Raw genomic sequence first — 16,866 nt, forward strand, 5'->3', positions numbered from 1 at the left:
CATGGGCGCATCCTGATTGCGGCGGGCGAAGGTTCGTGGGCGCCGCGCTGGGCGGCATGGACGAGAGAGGTGCCGGCCCCCTCCTATCCGTTGTTATCCGGCGGCCAGGACGCCGCCGATCCCACCTTACCCCCCGACCAGTGAGTGCCCGGTCATCTCCGCCGGCTTGCCGATCCCCAGCAGGTCCAGCAGCGTCGGCGCCAGGTCCGCCAGGCGGCCTTCCTTCAGCCCGGAATTGCTGCCCATCAGCACCACGGGCACGGGGTTGGTCGTATGCGCCGTATGCGGGCCGCCTGTCTCGGGGTCCTTCATCAGTTCGCAGTTGCCGTGGTCGGCGGTGACCAGCAGGGCGCCGTGCTGGCGGGTGATCGCCTCGGCGATGCGGCCCAGGCTGGTGTCGACCGTCTCCACGGCCTTGATCGCGGCCGGCAGGCTGCCGGTATGGCCGACCATGTCGGGGTTGGCGAAATTCAGCACGATCAGGTCGTATTTCCCGCTGTCGATCGCCGCCACCGCCTTGTCGGTCAGTTCCGGGGCCGACATCTCCGGCTGCAGGTCATAGGTCGCGACCTTGGGGGAGGGGACCATGATCCGGTCCTCGCCCTTGAACGGCGTCTCCTGCCCGCCGTTGAGGAAATAGGTGACGTGCGGGTATTTCTCGGTCTCCGCCATGCGGAGTTGGGTCTTGCCGGCGTTGGCGACGACCTCTCCCAGGATGTTGGGCATCGTATCGGCTTCGAACAGGACACCCATGAACGGGGCGAGCGCGTCGGAATACCGGGTCATGCCGACGGCGGCGGCGAATTTGATCACCCGCTTGCGGGGGAAACCGTCGAATGCCGGGTCCAGCAGCCCTGCCAATATCTCCCGCACCCGGTCCGCCCGGAAGTTGAAGCACAGGATTGCGTCGCCATCCTGCATACCCTTGTAGTCGCCAATCACCGAAGCCGGAACGAACTCGTCGAACTTGCCGGCGGCATAGGCGGCGTCGATCGCTGCCTCGGGCGAGGCGTGGTGCGCCCCCTCGGCCTCGGCCATCGCGTTGTAGGCCCGGGCGACGCGGTCCCAGCGCTTGTCGCGGTCCATGGCGAAGTAGCGGCCGATGACGGTGGCGACGGGGATCGAGGCGGGCAGGGCGGCCCGCAGCCGAACCAGGTCTTCCTTGGCGGATTGCGGCGGCGTGTCGCGGCCGTCGGTGAAGGCATGGACGACGGTTTTCACGCCCGCCTTGTCCAGCAGCGCCGCCAGCGCGGCGGCATGGTCCTGATGCGAGTGTACCCCGCCCGGCGACACCAGGCCCATCAGGTGGCAGGTGCCGCCCGATGTCTTCAGCGCCTGCACCAGCGCGATGAAGGCCGGCGCCTGGGCGATCGAGCCGTCATGCACCGCGTCGCCGATCCGCACCAGTTCCTGCTTCACCACGCGGCCGGCGCCGATGTTCAGGTGCCCGACCTCGGAGTTGCCCATCTGTCCGTCCGGCAGCCCGACGTCGCGGCCGGAGGTGTGCAGGAAAGCGTGCGGGCAGGTCTCCCACAGCCGGGTGAAGGTCGGGGTCTTCGCCAGCCGAACGGCGTTGTCGGCGCTTTCTTCGCGCCAGCCGAAACCGTCGAGGATCACCAGCATCACCGGTCGTTTGGACATTGTGCGACGTGCCTTGAACTGTGTCGGAGGTGGCCTGTCAGTAGCTTGTGGCCTCGGCGCGAGCAAGTTTGCGGCGAATCAATTCCAGGCCGGAAAATCGATGTTGTTATGGTTCAGCTTCGCCTGTGCCGGTGGTATGATGGATGCACGGGGAAGAACGGACGGTTCTCAAAACCTCCGGAAGCAGCGTGACCTTTTTGTGCACAGCACCATGCGGGCTGGTCGCATGTCGAGCTGGAGGTGTGAATTTGTTACGGTATGCCATTATGTTTTCTGCTCTTTCGGCCGTCGTCCTCGCCACGGGCTGCGCGACACAGGCACCATCCCCGTCCGCTTCCGCCGCCACGCGGGAAACGCCCCTTGCGGCACCCCAGTTGCAGGCGCTCTACGCCACGCGGCACCGGGAGGATGGCGTGGTGCTGGAAGGTGATCATGCCGGCAAGCGCTGGATCAAATGGATCGCGCCGGACGGGACGCTGCGGCTCAGTGCGGCCCACGGGCTCTTTACCGACACCGGGCGGTTCCGCGTCGATGGCAACGAGATCTGCTCGACGTGGGAGCACATCGACCACGGCCGTACCGCCTGCATGCGGCTTGCCGTGATCGGCAAGGACACCTACGTCACGATCGAGCAGGACGGCACCCTCGCCGCTCGGTTCAACGTCACCATCCCCGGTGCCCCGCCGGAACCGCTGGAATAGCGGCTACTCCGCGCCCCAGCCGCCGTCGATCACCAGGCTCTGCCCGGTCATGAAGGCTGACGCGTCGCTGGCCAGGAACACGACCCCGCCGGCCATGTCGCGCGGCGTGGCGAAGCGGCCCAGCGGCGTGCGGTCCAGCAGGCGGCGGCCATGGACGTCGTGCTCCAGCAGCCCATGCGTCAGGTCGGTGTCCACCCAGCCGGGGGCGAGCGTGTTCACCCGCACCTTGCGCTTCGCCCAATCCAGCGCCAGCGCCTTGGTCAGCATCTCCACCCCGCCCTTCGACGCGCAATAGGGCACCGAGCGGGGCAGGCCGCCGTGACCGGCGACGGAACTGATGTTGATCACCGATCCGCCTTCGCCGATCGCGCCGCCGATATGCTTGCAGCACAGGAACGTGCCGGTCAGGTTGACGTCGATGATGGTCTGCCAGTCGGCCAGCGACGTGCGTTCGATGCCCTTGAAGATCGGGTTCACGCCGGCATTGTTCACCAGCACGTCGATCTTGCCGCAGCGCTCCAGCACCGTGTCGCGCAGCACGCCGACATCGGTTTCCTTTGAAACGTCAGCGGTCACCACGATGGCGCGCGCGCCGATCGTGGCAGCGGCTTCGTCCAGGGTCGCCCGGGTGCGGCCGGACAGGACGACGGTGGCGCCGTGGCGGGCCAGGCCCTCGGCCATGCCGCGGCCGATGCCGCGCCCGGCGCCGGTGACGATGCAGACCTTGCCGGTCAGGTCGAAATCCTGGCTGCTCATCAGGTGGCCCCCCAATTGGCGCCGTTGCGGGCGATGCGCTGCGCCAGGCTCCAGCGATGCACCTCGGAGGGGCCGTCGTAGATACGGAAGCCGCGCATCTCGTTGAAGATGCGGGCGACCAGCGTTTCGCCGGTGACGCCTTGGCCGCCGAGGACCTGGACGCAGCGATCCACCACGCGCCACACCGCTTCCGAAACGAAGACCTTGGACATCGAGGATTCCGTCGTGCCGCGCTGGCCCTGGTCGAGCATCCAGGCCGTATGCAGGATGGAAAGGCGGCTCATGCGGATGTCCATCTCGTTGTCCGCCAGCATGAAGCCCACGCCTTCGTGGCCGATCAGCTTGGCGCCGAAGACCTCGCGCTTCAGGGCATAGTCCGTGGCGATGGCGTGCGCGCGCCTGGCGGCGCCGAGCCAGCGCATGCAGTGGGTGAGGCGGGCGGGGGCGAGGCGGACCTGGGCGTAGCGGAAGCCCTTGCCCGGCTCTCCCAGGATGTCGGAGGCAGGGACGCGCACGTCGTTGAAGCGCATCACCGCGTGGCCGCCGGCGAAGGCGTGATCCAGGCTGTCCATCGCGCGCACGATCTCGATGCCCGGCGTGTCCATGTCGGCCAGGAACATCGTTGCATCACCGTTGTCGTCCTTCGCCATGATGATGGCGAACGCGGCGCCGATCGCGCCGGTGATGAACCATTTGTCGCCGTTGATGACGTAATGGTTGCCGTCCTTGCGCGCCGTCGTCTTCAGCGCCGAGGGATCGGACCCGGCCCCCGGCGCGGGTTCGGTCATGCAGAAGCAGGACCGCGTGGCGCCGGATGCCAGCGGCCGCAGCCAGCGCTCTTTCTGTTCGTGCGACGCAACGGCCTCCAGCAGGTGCATGTTGCCCTCGTCGGGGGCGAAGATGTGCATCGCGACGGGGCCCAGCAGGGAGTAGCCGGCTTCCTCGAACACGACGGCCTTGCCGACATGGGACAGGCCGAGGCCGCCGTATTCGGTGCCGACATGCGGGGCAACCAGGCCCTCGGCGGCGGCGAGGGCGACGAGTTCGCGGCGGAACTCTTCGGTCGGGCCGTGATGGGTCTGGCGCGGATCGCCCTCCAGCGGAATGATCTTGTCCTGGATGAACCGGCGCGTGCGGGCCTGGAGGTCCTGCAGTTCGAGGGAGAGGGAGAAGTCCATGGTCTTTGCCCCTAGAAGGCGTGGGTCGCGAGCCTGTGCCCGCCATGACGGATCAAAACGCCCGCCCTTGGGCGATCTCGTGGGTGAATTCCAGGATGCCGGTGCCGTAGCCGGTGAACGCGGCATAGCGCCGGTCCTGCGTCGCCCCGCTGCGCCAGCGCAGGCCCAGTTGCAGGAAGATCACCGCCAGCTTGTACATCGCCAGCACCCGGTGGAAGCGGAAATCCGACATGTCGCGGCCGGACATCCGGCCATACGCCGCCACCGCGTCCTGGCGGGAACAGAGGCAGGCCTCGACCGCCGGCATCTGCTCCATGTCATGCATCGCCGGCGGGTCGTCCGCGTGGATCCAATAGGACAGCAGGGTGGCGAAATCGAACAGCGGATCGCCGCGCGTGCCCTGGTCCCAGTCCACGACGGCGCGCGGGGCGAAGGTCTCCGGGTCCAGGATGATGTTGTTCAGTTTGAAATCATTATGCAGCAGGCCGGGCGGTCCGTCGGGGACCAGGTTCGCCTCCAGCCAGGCGCCGACGTCCTTGTGCAGCGCCTCGGTACCGTCCTCCATCGCCGCCAGGCCGCGCTTGCGCCAGCCGCTGACGCCGCGGGCGAGGAAGCCTTCCGGCCGGCCCAGGTCGTCCAGGCCGACGGCCCTGGTATCGACGGCGTGGATCGCCGCGATCGTCTCCAGCAGCACCTGCGACAGGCGGGCGCCGATCTCGGGCCGGTGCGCCAGGTCGGGCGGCAGGTGCTCGCGGATCACCAGGCCGGGGCGGTATTCGATGATCTGGAAGCGCTGGCCGATGACCGAGGGGTCGTCGCACAGGTGCAGGCCGCGGGCGATGAAGGGCAGGGCGTCGGGCAGGCGCGACAGGATGCGGAACTCGCGCGCCATGTCATAGGCGCCGGCCGGCAGTTCCCCCATCGGCGGACGGCGCAGCACGGCCGGCTTGCCATCCAGGTGGATCAGGTAATTGAGGTTGGCCAGGCCGCCGGCGAACTGGCGCGGCGGCGGATCGGCGTCCAGGCGATGGCCGTGGGCGGCCAGGTGCGCGCGCACCGCGTCCCAATCCAAGGGGACGCTGTCGGCCCGGGACCGCAGGCCGGGTTCCTCGGTCGAACTGCCGGTTGGCACGTTTCCTCCTGCCGTTTGCCGTTCGGCCTTTGTACATCAGGGCCGACCGAGCGCAACGCCTTGGTCAGATGCGGGGAGCGGACCCCCATTTCTGCTGCAGGTAGGTGGCTTCGGCATTGCCCGCGAGGCTGCTGTTGTTGCCGGGGATGACGGTCGTGCCGGTATAGCCGGGCGTTTGAGGACCGGCGTTCGGCGGCGGGGCCTGGGTGCAGGCGGCCAGCAGGATGCATAAAGCGAGGGTCAATCGGATCATGTCGCTCTTCCTCCGTTACGACATGTGGGGTGTCGCCGGTTGGATAACACCGTCGTTTCGCGGATCGGATCAGGCGCATGTTCGAAGCGCATCGCGCGTTGCATTACATTCTTGTAATCCAAACTTGGCGTTTGCGGGTCCCGGCTGATGCAGTATGCAGACGGATGATGAAACGACGCAGGAAACGGGCCCATTCATGAGTGCGACGACGTTCCAACCCACCCAGGCCGGGGGGATTCTCGCCCGGCTCGACCGGCTGCCCGCCACGCGGCATGTCTGGACGATGGTAGCGCTCCTGTCGCTGGGCGGGGTGTTCGAGTTCTATGAGCTGTTCCAGACGGCTTATGTCATTCCAGGCTTGGTGAAGGCCGGATTGCTGGCCGGTGTCGGCGTCGGCATCTGGACCGGACCGGCGCTGTTCGTCGCCTCCACCTTCGCGGGCCTGTTCATCGGCACGTTCGTGTTCGGCTTCGCCGCCGACAAATACGGGCGCCGCACGATCTTCACCTATTCCATGCTGTGGTACAGCGTCATGAACCTGATCATGGCGTTCATGCCGACGGGTTGGCTGGTCTGCCTGATGCGGCTGATCTCCGGCATCGGTATCGGCGTCGAGTTGGTTACGATCGATACGTTTATCGCAGAGCTGATCCCGAAAGGATTGCGGGGGCGGGCGTTCGCGGTGAACCAGATGGTGCAGTTCGCGGTCGTGCCGATCGTTGCGTTCCTGGCTTACCTGCTGGTGCCGCTGTCGCCGCTGGGCCTGGATGGCTGGCGCTGGGTGGCGCTGATCGGATCGGCCGGCGCGCTGGTGGTCTGGGTCCTGCGCCGCGGCCTGCCGGAAAGCCCGCGCTGGCTGCTGAACCAGGGCCGCACGGAGGAAGCCGAACGCATCACCACGACGATCGAGGCGAAGGTGTCGGCCGACCTGGGCGGCGCGAAGCTGCCGGCGCCGTCGACGCACTCCGAGGAACGGCTGGAGGCGCTGGGCAGCTTCGGCGAGATCTGGCAGCCGCCTTACGGCAAGCGGACCACCATGATGATGGTGTTCCAGTTCTTCCAGACGTTCGGCTTCTATGGCTTCGCCGCCTGGGTCCCGACGCTGATCGCGCACCAGACCGGGATCAACCTGCAGGCCAGCCTGCTCTATTCGTTCATCATCGCGATCGCCAATCCGTTCGGGCCGATGCTAGCGATCCTGTTCGCCGACAAGTGCGAGCGGAAATGGCAGCTCGTCGGTTCCGCGATCGGCATCGGCGTGTTCGGCATCATCTTCTCCCAGCAGACGGCGATGGTGCCGTTGATCGTGCTGGGCGTGCTGATCACGCTGGCGAACAACATCCTGTCATATTCCTTCCACGGCTATCAGACCGAGTTGTTCCCCACCCGCATCCGCGCTCGGGCGGTCGGGTTCACCTACTCGTTCAGCCGGATCAGCACCGTGTTCGCGGCGTTCATCATCGGCTGGTTCCTGGATAAAGCGGGCACCCAGGGGGTGTTCGGGCTGATCGCGTTCGCGATGCTGGTGGTGGTGCTCGCGATCGGCGTGTTCGGGCCCCGGACGTCGAACCTGGAGTTGGAGGAGATTTCGCACTGACGGGGGGCGGACGCCCCCTTTCACTCAGCGACCGGCCCCATCCTTCGTCGTGGGGGGCGCCCTCTCCGTCGTGGGGGGCGCCCTCTCCGTCGTGGGGGCGCCTCCCACGGGAGAGACGCCGACCATGACCGGTGTCAGCCCTCCGGCGCCTCGCCGAACCCCACCAGGATCTGCCCTTCCTGGACTGTCTCTCCGACCACGCAGGACACGGACGCCACCACCCCATCCGCCGGGGCGGCGAGGCGGAAGACCGTCTTCATCGCCTCCATCACCACCAGGATGTCGCCCCGGCTGACCTGATCGCCGGGCTTGACTGCGACCTGGGTCACCTGGCCGGGGATCGGCGCGATCAGGCGATCGCCGGCGTCTTCCTCGTCGTCATCGGCCGACAGCGGATCGGGCAGCGTCAGCCGCCAGGTCTGGCCGGCGTCGCGCAACGTGATCGCGTTGCCGTCCCGAGCGGCCAGCACAGACCGGCGGATGCCGTCCAGCGACACGACGACGTGCTCGCCGGCCGACCCTGCCGTCGCCCGGACGCCGTCGATGCGCCAGGCGGCGCCGTCACGCCGCACGTGCACGGGGAACTGCGCTGTTCCGTCGGTGAAGACGAGCGTCCGGACCGGATCGGCGTTGATCCACCATTGATCACGGCTGTCCCAGGGATCGTCGCTGGCCGGCGTCTCGGCGTTCAGCACCGCCAGGGCGGCGACCGCCAGGATGCCGGCCGGCGGCGTGGCCTGGGGCGCCAGCAGCGTCGCCGCTTCCCGCGCGATGAAGCCGGTGTCGATGCCGCCGGCGGCGAAATCGGGATGGGCGGCGATGCGGCCCAGCAGGTCCAGGTTGCTGGCCACGCCGGCGACGAGGCAGGCGTCCAGCGCACGCCGCAGCCGGGTCAGCGCGGCATCCCGCGTCGGGCCATGACAGATCAGCTTGGCCAGCATCGCATCGTAATGGATCGACACCGAATCACCCGTGGCGAAGCCGGTGTCGACCCGGATATCGGGGCTGGTTGCGGGCGTGACGAAACTGGCCAGCCGGCCGATGGACGGGGCGAAGTCGCGGGCCGGGTCCTCGGCATAGATGCGCGCCTCGATCGCATGTCCCGACACGCGTATCTGCGTCTGACCAGCCGGCAGGGGCTCGCCGGCGGCGACGCGCAACTGCCATTCCACAAGGTCGAAGCCGGTGATCATTTCGGTGACCGGGTGTTCGACCTGCAGGCGGGTATTCATCTCCAGGAAGTAGAAGCCGCCGGCGTCGGCGACGAACTCGACCGTTCCGGCGCCGACATATCCGACCGCACGGGCGGCGGCGACGGCGGCCTGGCCCATCGCCTCCCGCTGGGCGGCGGACAGGCCGGGGGCCGGCGCTTCCTCGATCACCTTCTGGTGGCGCCGCTGGGCGGAACAGTCGCGCTCGAACAGATGCACGGCGTTGCCGAGCGTGTCGGCGAAAACCTGGACTTCGATATGGCGCGGACGCTGGAGGTAGCGTTCGATCAGCACACGGTCGTCGCCGAACGCCGAAGCGGCTTCCTGCCGGGCGGAGGCCAGGGCGGCGTCGAACGCATCGGCGCTGTCGACCACGCGCATGCCGCGCCCGCCGCCGCCCGACACCGCCTTGATGACGACCGGAAAGCCGATGCGCGCTGCCTGGTCCGACAGGAAGGCGGCGTCCTGGCGGTCGCCGTGGTAGCCGGGCAGCAGCGGCACGCCGGAGGTTTCCATCAGCGCCTTGGCGGCGGATTTCGATCCCATGGCGCGCATGGCCGAGGGCGGGGGACCCACGAAGACGATGCCGGCCTGCTCGCAAGCCTCGGCGAACGTGGGATTTTCCGACAGGAAGCCATAGCCGGGATGGATCGCCTCGGCCCCGGCGGCGCGCGCGGCCTCGATGATGCGGGCAATGTCCAGGTAGCTGTCGCGCGCCGGTGCCGGCCCGATCGGGAAGGCGCGGTCGGCGGCGCCGACATGCATGGCATGCGCGTCGGCCTCGGAATAGACCGCGATCGTTTCGATCCCCATCCGCCTTGCGGTGCGGGCGATGCGGCAGGCGATTTCGCCGCGATTGGCGATCAGCAGGGAACGGAACATGCCGGCTACATCCGGAAGACGCCGAAGCGCGTCGGTTCGATGGGTTTATTGAGCGCGGCCGACAGCGCGAGGCCGAGGACGCGGCGGCTGTCGGCGGGGTCGATGACCCCGTCGTCCCACAGGCGGGCGGTGGCGTAATACGGATGCCCTTGCGTTTCGTATTGCGCGCGTATGGGCGCCTTGAACGCCTCCTCCTGCTCCTTGGTCCAATCGGCCGATCCGCTGCGCACGGTGGCGAGCACGCCGGCCGCCTGCTCCCCGCCCATGACGGAGATGCGGGCGTTGGGCCACATGAACAGGAAGCGCGGGTCATAGGCGCGGCCGCACATGCCGTAATTCCCCGCGCCGTAGCTGCCGCCGACGATCAGCGTCAGCTTGGGCACGGACGTGGTCGACACGGCGGTGACCAGTTTCGCGCCATCCTTGGCGATGCCGCCGGATTCGTATTTGCGGCCGACCATGAAGCCGGTGATGTTCTGCAGGAAGATCAGCGGAATGTTGCGCTGGGAACAAAGTTCGATGAAATGCGCGCCTTTCAGCGACGACTCGCTGAACAGGATGCCGTTGTTGGCGATGATGCCGACGGGATAGCCGAACAGGTGCGCGAAGCCGCAGACCAGCGTGGTGCCGTAGAGTTTCTTGAACTCGTCGAAATCGCTGCCGTCGACGATGCGGGCGATTACCTCCCGCGCGTCATAAGGCGTGCGCAGGTCGGCCGGCACGACGCCCACCAGTTCGGCGGGATCATAGCGCGGCGGTTCGGATTTGCGCCGCGGCGGACCGGCCGGCTTGCCGCGGTTCAGGCCGGCAACGATCCGCCGGCAGATCGCCAGCGCGTGATGGTCGTTGCGGGCATAGTGATCGACGACGCCGGACGTGCGGGCATGGACGTCGGCGCCGCCCAGGTCCTCGGCCGAGACGATTTCTCCGGTCGCGGCCTGCACCAGGGGCGGGCCGCCGAGGAAGATCGTGCCCTGCTTGCGGACGATGATGCTCTCGTCCGACATCGCCGGGACATAAGCGCCGCCGGCGGTGCAACTGCCCATGACCACGGCGATCTGGGGGATGCCTTCCGCCGACATGTTCGCCTGATTGAAGAAGATGCGGCCGAAATGGTCCCGGTCGGGGAAGATCTCGTCCTGCATCGGCAGGAAAGCGCCGCCGGAATCCACCAGGTAGATGCAGGGAAGGCCGTTCTTCCGCGCGATCTCCTGCGCGCGGAGATGCTTCTTCACCGTCATCGGGAAATAGGTGCCGCCCTTGACGGTCGCGTCGTTGGCAACGACCACGCATTCCCGGCCGGAGATGCGGCCGATGCCGGTGACGATCCCGGCAGCCGGCACTTCATTGCCATAGAGCCCATAGGCGGCAAGCTGGGACAGCTCCAGCAACGGTGAGCCGGGGTCGATCAGCGCCGCCACCCGATCGCGCGCCAACAGCTTGCCGCGGGCGACATGGCGGTCCCGAGCGGCGGCACCGCCGCCCTGGGCGACGGCGGCGACCTTGGCGCGCAGGTCGTCCACCAGCGTCCGCATCGATGCGGCGTTGGAGAGGAATTCCTCGGACCTCGGGTTCAGGTTGGATCGCAGCATGCGGGCCGTTCGCGGTTGTTGGACGCGTTGCTGGCATAGCGAAGCTTGGGCGGCGGCAAAAGGGGGCGCGGTGGGCGGCCGCATCGGAAAGGGGCACGATCTAGGCCGTTGGCATCGCTCCCTAGGGCCCGGTCCGGATCCCGTTCAGTTCTGCTACCGCCACCAGCCGCTCCGCGTCCTCGGGCAGCAGGAAGCGGGCGGCGACCAGTTTCGCGGCGGTTTCGCGGATCGCGGCGACATAAGCCTCCCGCGACTTGTAGCGTTCCTCGATCGAGGGGCGCGGATCGCCGGTCCTCTCCCGGTCCGCTCGGGTCGCCGCGAAGGGGATGAAGCTGCCCAGCAGGGTGCAGAACCCGTTGGTGAACCAGTCGTCCCGGAACAGGTTCCAGCCGGTATAGGTCCCGATCGGCACCTGCACGAACAGGCCGCGGATGCCGCCCAGGTCGTTGCCGTCGGCGTTCACCTGGGGCACCAGCACCTGGTAGCGCGCGTCGCCGACGCCGGGTGGGTCGCGGGTGATCACCCCCGTCATCATGCCTGCCTTGTAGCCAGGCCCGCGGTCATACACCGCCAGCGGGTTGTTCACGGCCAGGAACCGGACTTCCGGCCGTTCCACGCCGCCGTAGTCGGTCGCGGGAATCTCCGGAAAGCGCACGGCGTCGGGCGCTACCAGCGTGCCGGCGGCGATCGTCGGGACCTGGCTGGGCGGAGGCAGCGTCCCGTCGCGCACCCAACGGGTCAGCGCATCCAGCAACGCCCGCATGGTCCAGGTGTAGGGGTTCGGGTTGCTTTGCTGGTAGCAGGCCCCGAACGGCGCCTCCCGCGGCTGCGGCGACAGGGCCGGCGCGTGCTGGGTGCTCGCCAGGATATAGGTGCGGACGTTCGGCGGGTCCGCCACGTCGTGCCGGCCCAGCGGGTCGGTGAAGCTGAGCGACTGCCGTCCTTCCCACATCTCCAGCGTCGTCGCGGCGTGGATGATCAGCGGGCAGGTGTTCGTCGCCTCGCAGCGGTCGAGCACGCCTTGCGTGCGGCCGGTCAGCGGGTCGGTCTGGCGGGTGTAGCTGAACGGGAACTCATAGGCGGGGGCGAGGTGGTCGATCTCCTCGCCCCAGGCATGGCCCGGCTGGGCGAAGCGGATGTTCAGCGCGATCATCCCGCCGCCGATATGCGGCATCGCGGCATCGAACACCCGGCCGCCGGTCTCGGCCTGGTTGAAGCCCAGCATGATGACGGTGCGGACGAAGCGGCCGCTCTGCGACGTGCCCATCAGGATGGATTTCACGCCCGCCCCATGGATGACCGGGTTCGGCGTGCCGGCATCGTCCTGGTCGCGGGTTTGCAGGAACGTCCCCAGGTCGCGCGCCGCGGCCAGGCCCAGCCCAAGCACCATCGGGTCCTTGGCACGATAGATCAGCTCATAGAGATGGCCCGGTTGGAAGCCCGACGGCAGACAGAGCGTGGCGGGATCGGCCTCGGCCGCGCCGCAGACGCCGAAATGCCAGGCGGCGTTGGGGATAGGCCGGCGTGGCGCGTTCTCCCGCCCCCGGACGGTCAACGTGGGCAGGAACCCGTCCGCCAGCGGCCTCCGGTTATCCGTGCTGACGGACGGGTACGGCCTGTGCGTCCCCGCCCGCGTGAACCATCCGGCCGAGATCGGCAGGCTGTCGGTCAAATCCGTCACCACCATCTCGGCTCGGACGATGCCGGTGAGGGTGGAGCCGTCCGGGTTGTGCGCGACCGGCACGCGTATGGTCATCCGTCCGTTGCCGGGCAGCACGTCGCCCTGCCAGCCGAACCAGATCAGCGTGTAGCCCTGGCGCTGGAGCCAGCCGTCGCCTGGCGCTGCTAACAGGTTGTTTTCCGCCTGGACCGCGGATGCGTCCGCGTTGAACAGCGAGACGGCGCCCTTGTTGCCGCGGTTGACCACGTTGAACAGCAGAATGTGGTTGGAATGCCGGGGATCGGCCGGGCGCAGGATGGCGATGTCGGTCGAATACTCGACCATGCCGCGCGCGTTCCGCGAAGCGAGGTCGATATCCTGGATGATCGCGTTGCCCGGCAGCTTGGGGTCGACCTCGCCATAGGCCTTGCCGGTCAGAAGCTCATAGGCCCCGACGTCACCGAACAGCTTGCCGCCATAGGCGGGTTCGGTCTTTTCGATCTCGATGCGGGTGATACGGGCCTGGGCGGTGGACAGGACGGAGAGCATCGCCAGGGCGACGATCAGGCCGGACAGCAGGTGCCGCATCAGCCGCGGCAATGCCGGCTGCCCGAAGGACGTCCGGGGGGCCAGGAACTGGTCTCAGGATTGTGCATTGTGCCTGAGACTATCGATCGCCATGCCCCGGCGCAACGAAAAGCTCAGGCGGTTTCGGCGAAAAGCTCGCGCCCGATCAGCATGCGGCGGATCTCGCTGGTGCCTGCGCCGATCTCATACAGCTTCGCGTCGCGCAGCAGCCGGCCGGTCGGGTAGTCATTGATGTAACCATTGCCGCCGAGCGCCTGGATCGCTTCCAGGGCCATCCAGGTGGCCTTTTCGGCGGCGTAAAGAATGGCCCCGGCGGCATCCTTGCGGGTGGTCTCGCCGCGGTCGCAGGCTTTCGCGACGGCGTAGACGTAAGCCTTGGCCGCGTTCATCGTCGTGTACATGTCCGCGAGCTTGCCCTGCATGAGCTGGAACTCGCCGATCGCCTGTCCGAACTGCTTGCGTTCGTGGACATAGGGGACGACCGCGTCCATGCAGGCCTGCATGATCCCCAGCGGCCCGGCGGCGAGGACCGCACGCTCGTAATCCAGGCCCGACATCAGCACGTTCACGCCACGGCCCAGGGTACCCAGGACGTTTTCCGCCGGCACTTCGCAGTCCTGGAAGATCAGCTCGCAGGTGTTCGATCCGCGCATCCCCAGCTTGTCGAGCTTCTGCGCGGTCGAGAAACCCTTGAACCCTTTCTCCACCAGGAAGGCGGTGATGCCGCGCGGGCCTGCGTTCGGATCGGTCTTGGCATAGATCACCAGCACGTCGGCGTCCGGGCCGTTGGTGATCCACATCTTCCCGCCGTTCAGGACGTAGCGATCGCCTTTCCTGTCGGCCCGCGTGCGCATGGAGACGACGTCGGAACCCGATCCCGGCTCGCTCATCGCCAAGGCGCCGACCTTGGTGCCGTCGATCAGGCCGGGCAGATAGCGGCGCTTCTGGTCGTCATTGCCGTTGCGGAAGATCTGGTTGACGCACAGGTTGGAATGCGCGCCGTAGGACAGCCCGACCGAGGCCGAGGCGCGGGAGATCTCCTCCATCGCCACCACGTGCTCCAGGTAGCCCATGCCGGCGCCGCCGTATTCCTCGGATACGGTGACGCCCAGCACGCCCAGGTCGCCGAGCTTGGGCCAGAGGTCCATGGGGAACTGGTTCTCGCGGTCGATGGCGGCGGCGCGCGGCGCGATCTCATCGGCCGAGAAGGCTTCGACCGTGCCGCGCAGCATGTCCGCGGTCTCACCGAGGTCGAAGTTCAGGCCGGGGAGGCGGTTGGGCAGGGTGGTCATGGCGGGGTTCTCCTGGTGCGTTCACTGCCATGGCGGCGGGGCGGGCGCTACTTTACGCTGCGGGCAGCGGACGCGGCGTGCCGAAATCGTCCACCGCCACCATGACGAACTCACCCGCCGTCACCTTCTCCCGCTCTCCCTGGTTGCGGCGCAGGACGAAGGTTTCCACGCCGACCGTGATGGAGGTGCGGCCGGTCTTCCTGATCTCGGTATAGACACAGACCACGTCGCCCACCTTGACCGGGCGAAGGAAGCTCAGGTTGGACGCGGCGACCGTCGCGACCCGGCCCTTGGCGCGCGTGCCGGCGGCGACCCCGGCGGCGAGGTCCATCAGCGACATGATCCAGCCGCCGAAGATGTCGCCGGCCGGGTTGGTGTCGGCCGGCATCGCGACGGTGCGCAGCGACAGCTCCCCACGCGGGATCGCCCGTTCTTGCGCGGTATCATTCGGCATCGTCGTGTCCCTCTGCTAAGCTGCCGCCATCATGACCGATATCCTGCTTCGAGACGACCGCGACGGCATCGTCACCTTGACGCTCAACCGGCCGGCTGCCCGAAATGCGCTGTCCATGCCGCTGATGCAGGCGCTGGACGCACAGTTGCAGGCCATCGCCGCGGAGCAGGCGGCACGGGTGGTCGTCATCGCCGCCAACGGGCCGGCCTTCTGTGCCGGCCACGACCTGCGGGAAGTCCGCGCGACGCCGACCCGCGCGGCGTATGAGGCGCTGTTCGCCACCTGCTCGGTCCTGATGCAGCGCATCGTGCACCTGCCGAAGCCGGTGATCGCCCAGGTCCATGGCGTCGCCACCGCCGCCGGCTGCCAGCTCGTCGCCTCCTGCGACCTGGCCGTGGCGGGGGAAGCGGCCCGCTTCGCCACGCCCGGCGTCGATATCGGCCTGTTCTGCTCGACCCCCATGGTGGCGCTGTCGCGCGCGGTCGGCCGCAAGGCGGCGATGGAGATGCTGCTGACCGGCGACCTGGTCCCCGCCTGGCGTGCCCGGGAAATCGGCCTGGTCAACCGCGTCGTCGCCGATGCGGAGTTGGGGCAGGCGACGCGGGCGCTGGCGGAGCAGATCGCCTCGAAAAGCCCGCTGACCTTGGCGATCGGGAAGGAGGCGTTCTACCGTCAGGTCGAGATGCCCCTGGCCGATGCCTATGCCTATGCGTCCGAGGTCATGACCCGCAACATGATGGCCCGCGACGCCGAGGAGGGGATCGATGCGTTCCTGCAGAAACGTTCTCCGGTCTGGAGCGGGACTTGATCCGCGGTCCTGTCATATCCAGGTGATTGCGCTGCCATGAGAGATCCTTACGAAATCCTGGGCGTGGAGCGCACCGCCGATGAGGCGGCAATTCGCGCCGCGTACCGCAAGCTTGCGAAGAAGCACCACCCGGACGTCAATCCCGGCCAGGCCGACGCCGCGGCGCGCTTCGGCGAGATCAGCTCCGCCTATGACCTGCTGTCCGACAAGGAGAAGCGGGGGAAGTTCGATCGCGGTGAGATCGACGCGGAAGGGCACGAAGTGCATACCCAACGCCAATACTACCGTGATGCCGAAGGGCATGAGCACTACGACGCCGCCGGCGGCTTCTCGCAGGAGGACCTGGAGGCGTTCTTCTCCCAGGCCTTCGGCGGGGCAGGCCGCCGCTCCGACTGGGGCGCGAGCGGCAATCCGCGGCGCGGGCGGGATGCGCAATACAGCCTGACCGTCAGCTTCGTGGACGCCGCCGTCGGGGTGACGCGGCGGCTGACGCTGCCGGACGGCAAGACGCTGGATGTCCGGATCCCGGCGGGGACCGAGGATGGGCACGTGCTGCGCCTGCGCGGCCAAGGCGGGGCAGGGTGGAACGGTGCGCCGGCCGGCGATGCGCTGATCGAAATCGCCGTCGCCCCCGATCCGCGTTTCCACCGCGACGGCGACGACATCATCACCGACGTCCCGGTCACGCTGAAGGAAGCGGTGCTTGGTACCTCGCTGGAGGTGCCGACGGTGCACGGCCCGGTCCGCCTGGCGGTACCGGCCGGTTCGGGCACCGGCACAAGGCTGCGGCTGCGCGGGAAGGGCATCCGGCAGGGACATCAGTTCGTGCAGCTTCAGGTCGTGCTGCCGCCGGGAGACGAGCCGGAACTGGCCGAGTTCCTCAAGACCTGGACACCCCGGAGCACGCATAGCCCGAGGGAGGGTTCATGATGCGCTATACGGCGATTGTCGCCATGTTCCCCGACCTGCGGGAGAACGAGATCGTCACCTGGGTCGAACGCGGCTGGGTCCGCCCCGGCGGCGTCGCCCCTGACTGGGAGTTCGCCGAGGTCGATATCGCCCGCATCCGGCTGATCCGCGATTTCCGCCATGGCATGGCGGTGTCGGAGGAGACGATGCCG

The 16,866-nt window shown here is 68.0% G+C and carries 14 protein-coding genes and 1 pseudogene; 5 read left to right on the forward strand and 10 right to left on the reverse strand.

Annotation, left to right across the window (positions count from 1 at the left end):
- Positions 1-126: 126 nt before the first annotated feature.
- On the reverse strand, positions 127-1,641 hold the full coding sequence (gpmI, locus tag VHB27_RS09305; protein ID WP_325599559.1) for a 2,3-bisphosphoglycerate-independent phosphoglycerate mutase: 1,515 nt from the start codon (positions 1,639-1,641) through the stop codon (positions 127-129).
- 266 nt (positions 1,642-1,907) lie between these two features.
- Between gpmI and VHB27_RS09310 the strand changes: the two genes are divergently transcribed.
- Positions 1,908-2,342, forward strand: a complete 435-nt coding sequence (locus tag VHB27_RS09310; protein WP_325599561.1) for a hypothetical protein — start codon at positions 1,908-1,910, stop codon at positions 2,340-2,342.
- Positions 2,343-2,345: 3 nt separating this feature from the next.
- Here VHB27_RS09310 and VHB27_RS09315 read toward each other — a convergent pair whose 3' ends face one another.
- The 4 genes from VHB27_RS09315 to VHB27_RS09330 form a co-directional block, all read right to left on the reverse strand.
- Positions 2,346-3,098, reverse strand: coding sequence for an SDR family NAD(P)-dependent oxidoreductase (locus VHB27_RS09315; protein ID WP_325599563.1), 753 nt, complete (start codon positions 3,096-3,098; stop codon positions 2,346-2,348).
- Positions 3,098-4,276, reverse strand: a complete 1,179-nt coding sequence (locus VHB27_RS09320) for an acyl-CoA dehydrogenase family protein (protein WP_325599565.1) — start codon at positions 4,274-4,276, stop codon at positions 3,098-3,100. Before VHB27_RS09320 ends, VHB27_RS09315 begins: the two co-directional genes overlap by 1 nt.
- Positions 4,277-4,328: 52 nt before the next feature.
- Positions 4,329-5,408, reverse strand: coding sequence for a phosphotransferase family protein (locus tag VHB27_RS09325; protein ID WP_325599567.1), 1,080 nt, complete (start codon positions 5,406-5,408; stop codon positions 4,329-4,331).
- A gap of 64 nt (positions 5,409-5,472) precedes the next feature.
- Complete coding sequence (locus VHB27_RS09330) at positions 5,473-5,661, reverse strand: hypothetical protein (RefSeq protein WP_325599569.1); 189 nt, start codon at positions 5,659-5,661, stop codon at positions 5,473-5,475.
- A gap of 196 nt (positions 5,662-5,857) precedes the next feature.
- On the opposite strand from VHB27_RS09330, the gene VHB27_RS09335 reads away from it, so the two are divergent.
- Positions 5,858-7,258: an MFS transporter gene (locus tag VHB27_RS09335; RefSeq protein ID WP_325599571.1), complete on the forward strand. Its 1,401-nt coding sequence runs from the start codon at positions 5,858-5,860 to the stop codon at positions 7,256-7,258.
- Positions 7,259-7,392: 134 nt separating this feature from the next.
- Here the strand turns inward: VHB27_RS09335 and VHB27_RS09340 are convergent, their stop codons facing one another.
- The 5 genes from VHB27_RS09340 to VHB27_RS09360 all read right to left on the reverse strand — a co-directional run bounded on the left by VHB27_RS09340 (position 7,393) and on the right by VHB27_RS09360 (position 14,937).
- A complete protein-coding gene (locus VHB27_RS09340; protein ID WP_325599573.1) occupies positions 7,393-9,351 on the reverse strand; it encodes an acetyl/propionyl/methylcrotonyl-CoA carboxylase subunit alpha in 1,959 nt (652 codons plus the stop codon).
- 5 nt (positions 9,352-9,356) lie between these two features.
- The gene (locus VHB27_RS09345; protein WP_325599575.1) at positions 9,357-10,943 is read right to left on the reverse strand and encodes a carboxyl transferase domain-containing protein; all 1,587 of its coding nucleotides are present in this window, start codon (positions 10,941-10,943) and stop codon (positions 9,357-9,359) included.
- A 121-nt stretch (positions 10,944-11,064) separates the two neighbouring features.
- The gene (locus VHB27_RS09350; RefSeq protein ID WP_325599577.1) at positions 11,065-13,203 is read right to left on the reverse strand and encodes an alpha/beta hydrolase domain-containing protein; all 2,139 of its coding nucleotides are present in this window, start codon (positions 13,201-13,203) and stop codon (positions 11,065-11,067) included.
- Between the two features lie 101 nt (positions 13,204-13,304).
- Positions 13,305-14,483 (reverse strand): isovaleryl-CoA dehydrogenase, encoded by a 1,179-nt coding sequence (locus tag VHB27_RS09355; protein ID WP_325599579.1) that lies wholly within the window; start codon positions 14,481-14,483, stop codon positions 13,305-13,307.
- A 52-nt stretch (positions 14,484-14,535) separates the two neighbouring features.
- Positions 14,536-14,937 (reverse strand): acyl-CoA thioesterase, encoded by a 402-nt coding sequence (locus VHB27_RS09360; protein ID WP_325599581.1) that lies wholly within the window; start codon positions 14,935-14,937, stop codon positions 14,536-14,538.
- Positions 14,938-14,968: 31 nt separating this feature from the next.
- Here VHB27_RS09360 and VHB27_RS09365 point away from each other — a divergent pair, with 31 nt between their 5' ends.
- The 3 genes and pseudogenes from VHB27_RS09365 to VHB27_RS09375 all read left to right on the forward strand — a co-directional run.
- Positions 14,969-15,745: an enoyl-CoA hydratase gene (locus VHB27_RS09365; protein WP_325599583.1), complete on the forward strand. Its 777-nt coding sequence runs from the start codon at positions 14,969-14,971 to the stop codon at positions 15,743-15,745.
- Between the two features lie 36 nt (positions 15,746-15,781).
- On the forward strand, positions 15,782-16,675 hold the full coding sequence (locus tag VHB27_RS09370) for a J domain-containing protein (protein WP_325599585.1): 894 nt from the start codon (positions 15,782-15,784) through the stop codon (positions 16,673-16,675).
- Positions 16,672-16,866: pseudogene (locus VHB27_RS09375) on the forward strand (hypothetical protein); the annotation flags it as partial. The gene VHB27_RS09370 and the pseudogene VHB27_RS09375, both read left to right, overlap by 4 nt.

This window comes from Rhodopila sp. (assembly GCF_035548235.1).
Taxonomy (GTDB): Bacteria; Pseudomonadota; Alphaproteobacteria; order Acetobacterales; family Acetobacteraceae; genus Rhodopila.

Coding starts and splice junctions, on each gene's coding strand:
- VHB27_RS09370 (WP_325599585.1), top strand. CDS start 15,782: ATGAGAGATCCTTACGAAATCCTGGGCGTGGAGCGCACCGCCGATGAG.
- VHB27_RS09320 (WP_325599565.1), bottom strand. CDS start 4,276: ATGGACTTCTCCCTCTCCCTCGAACTGCAGGACCTCCAGGCCCGCACG.
- VHB27_RS09315 (WP_325599563.1), bottom strand. CDS start 3,098: ATGAGCAGCCAGGATTTCGACCTGACCGGCAAGGTCTGCATCGTCACC.
- VHB27_RS09365 (WP_325599583.1), top strand. CDS start 14,969: ATGACCGATATCCTGCTTCGAGACGACCGCGACGGCATCGTCACCTTG.
- VHB27_RS09355 (WP_325599579.1), bottom strand. CDS start 14,483: ATGACCACCCTGCCCAACCGCCTCCCCGGCCTGAACTTCGACCTCGGT.
- gpmI (WP_325599559.1), bottom strand. CDS start 1,641: ATGTCCAAACGACCGGTGATGCTGGTGATCCTCGACGGTTTCGGCTGG.
- VHB27_RS09330 (WP_325599569.1), bottom strand. CDS start 5,661: ATGATCCGATTGACCCTCGCTTTATGCATCCTGCTGGCCGCCTGCACC.
- VHB27_RS09335 (WP_325599571.1), top strand. CDS start 5,858: ATGAGTGCGACGACGTTCCAACCCACCCAGGCCGGGGGGATTCTCGCC.
- VHB27_RS09340 (WP_325599573.1), bottom strand. CDS start 9,351: ATGTTCCGTTCCCTGCTGATCGCCAATCGCGGCGAAATCGCCTGCCGC.
- VHB27_RS09360 (WP_325599581.1), bottom strand. CDS start 14,937: ATGCCGAATGATACCGCGCAAGAACGGGCGATCCCGCGTGGGGAGCTG.
- VHB27_RS09345 (WP_325599575.1), bottom strand. CDS start 10,943: ATGCTGCGATCCAACCTGAACCCGAGGTCCGAGGAATTCCTCTCCAAC.
- VHB27_RS09310 (WP_325599561.1), top strand. CDS start 1,908: ATGTTTTCTGCTCTTTCGGCCGTCGTCCTCGCCACGGGCTGCGCGACA.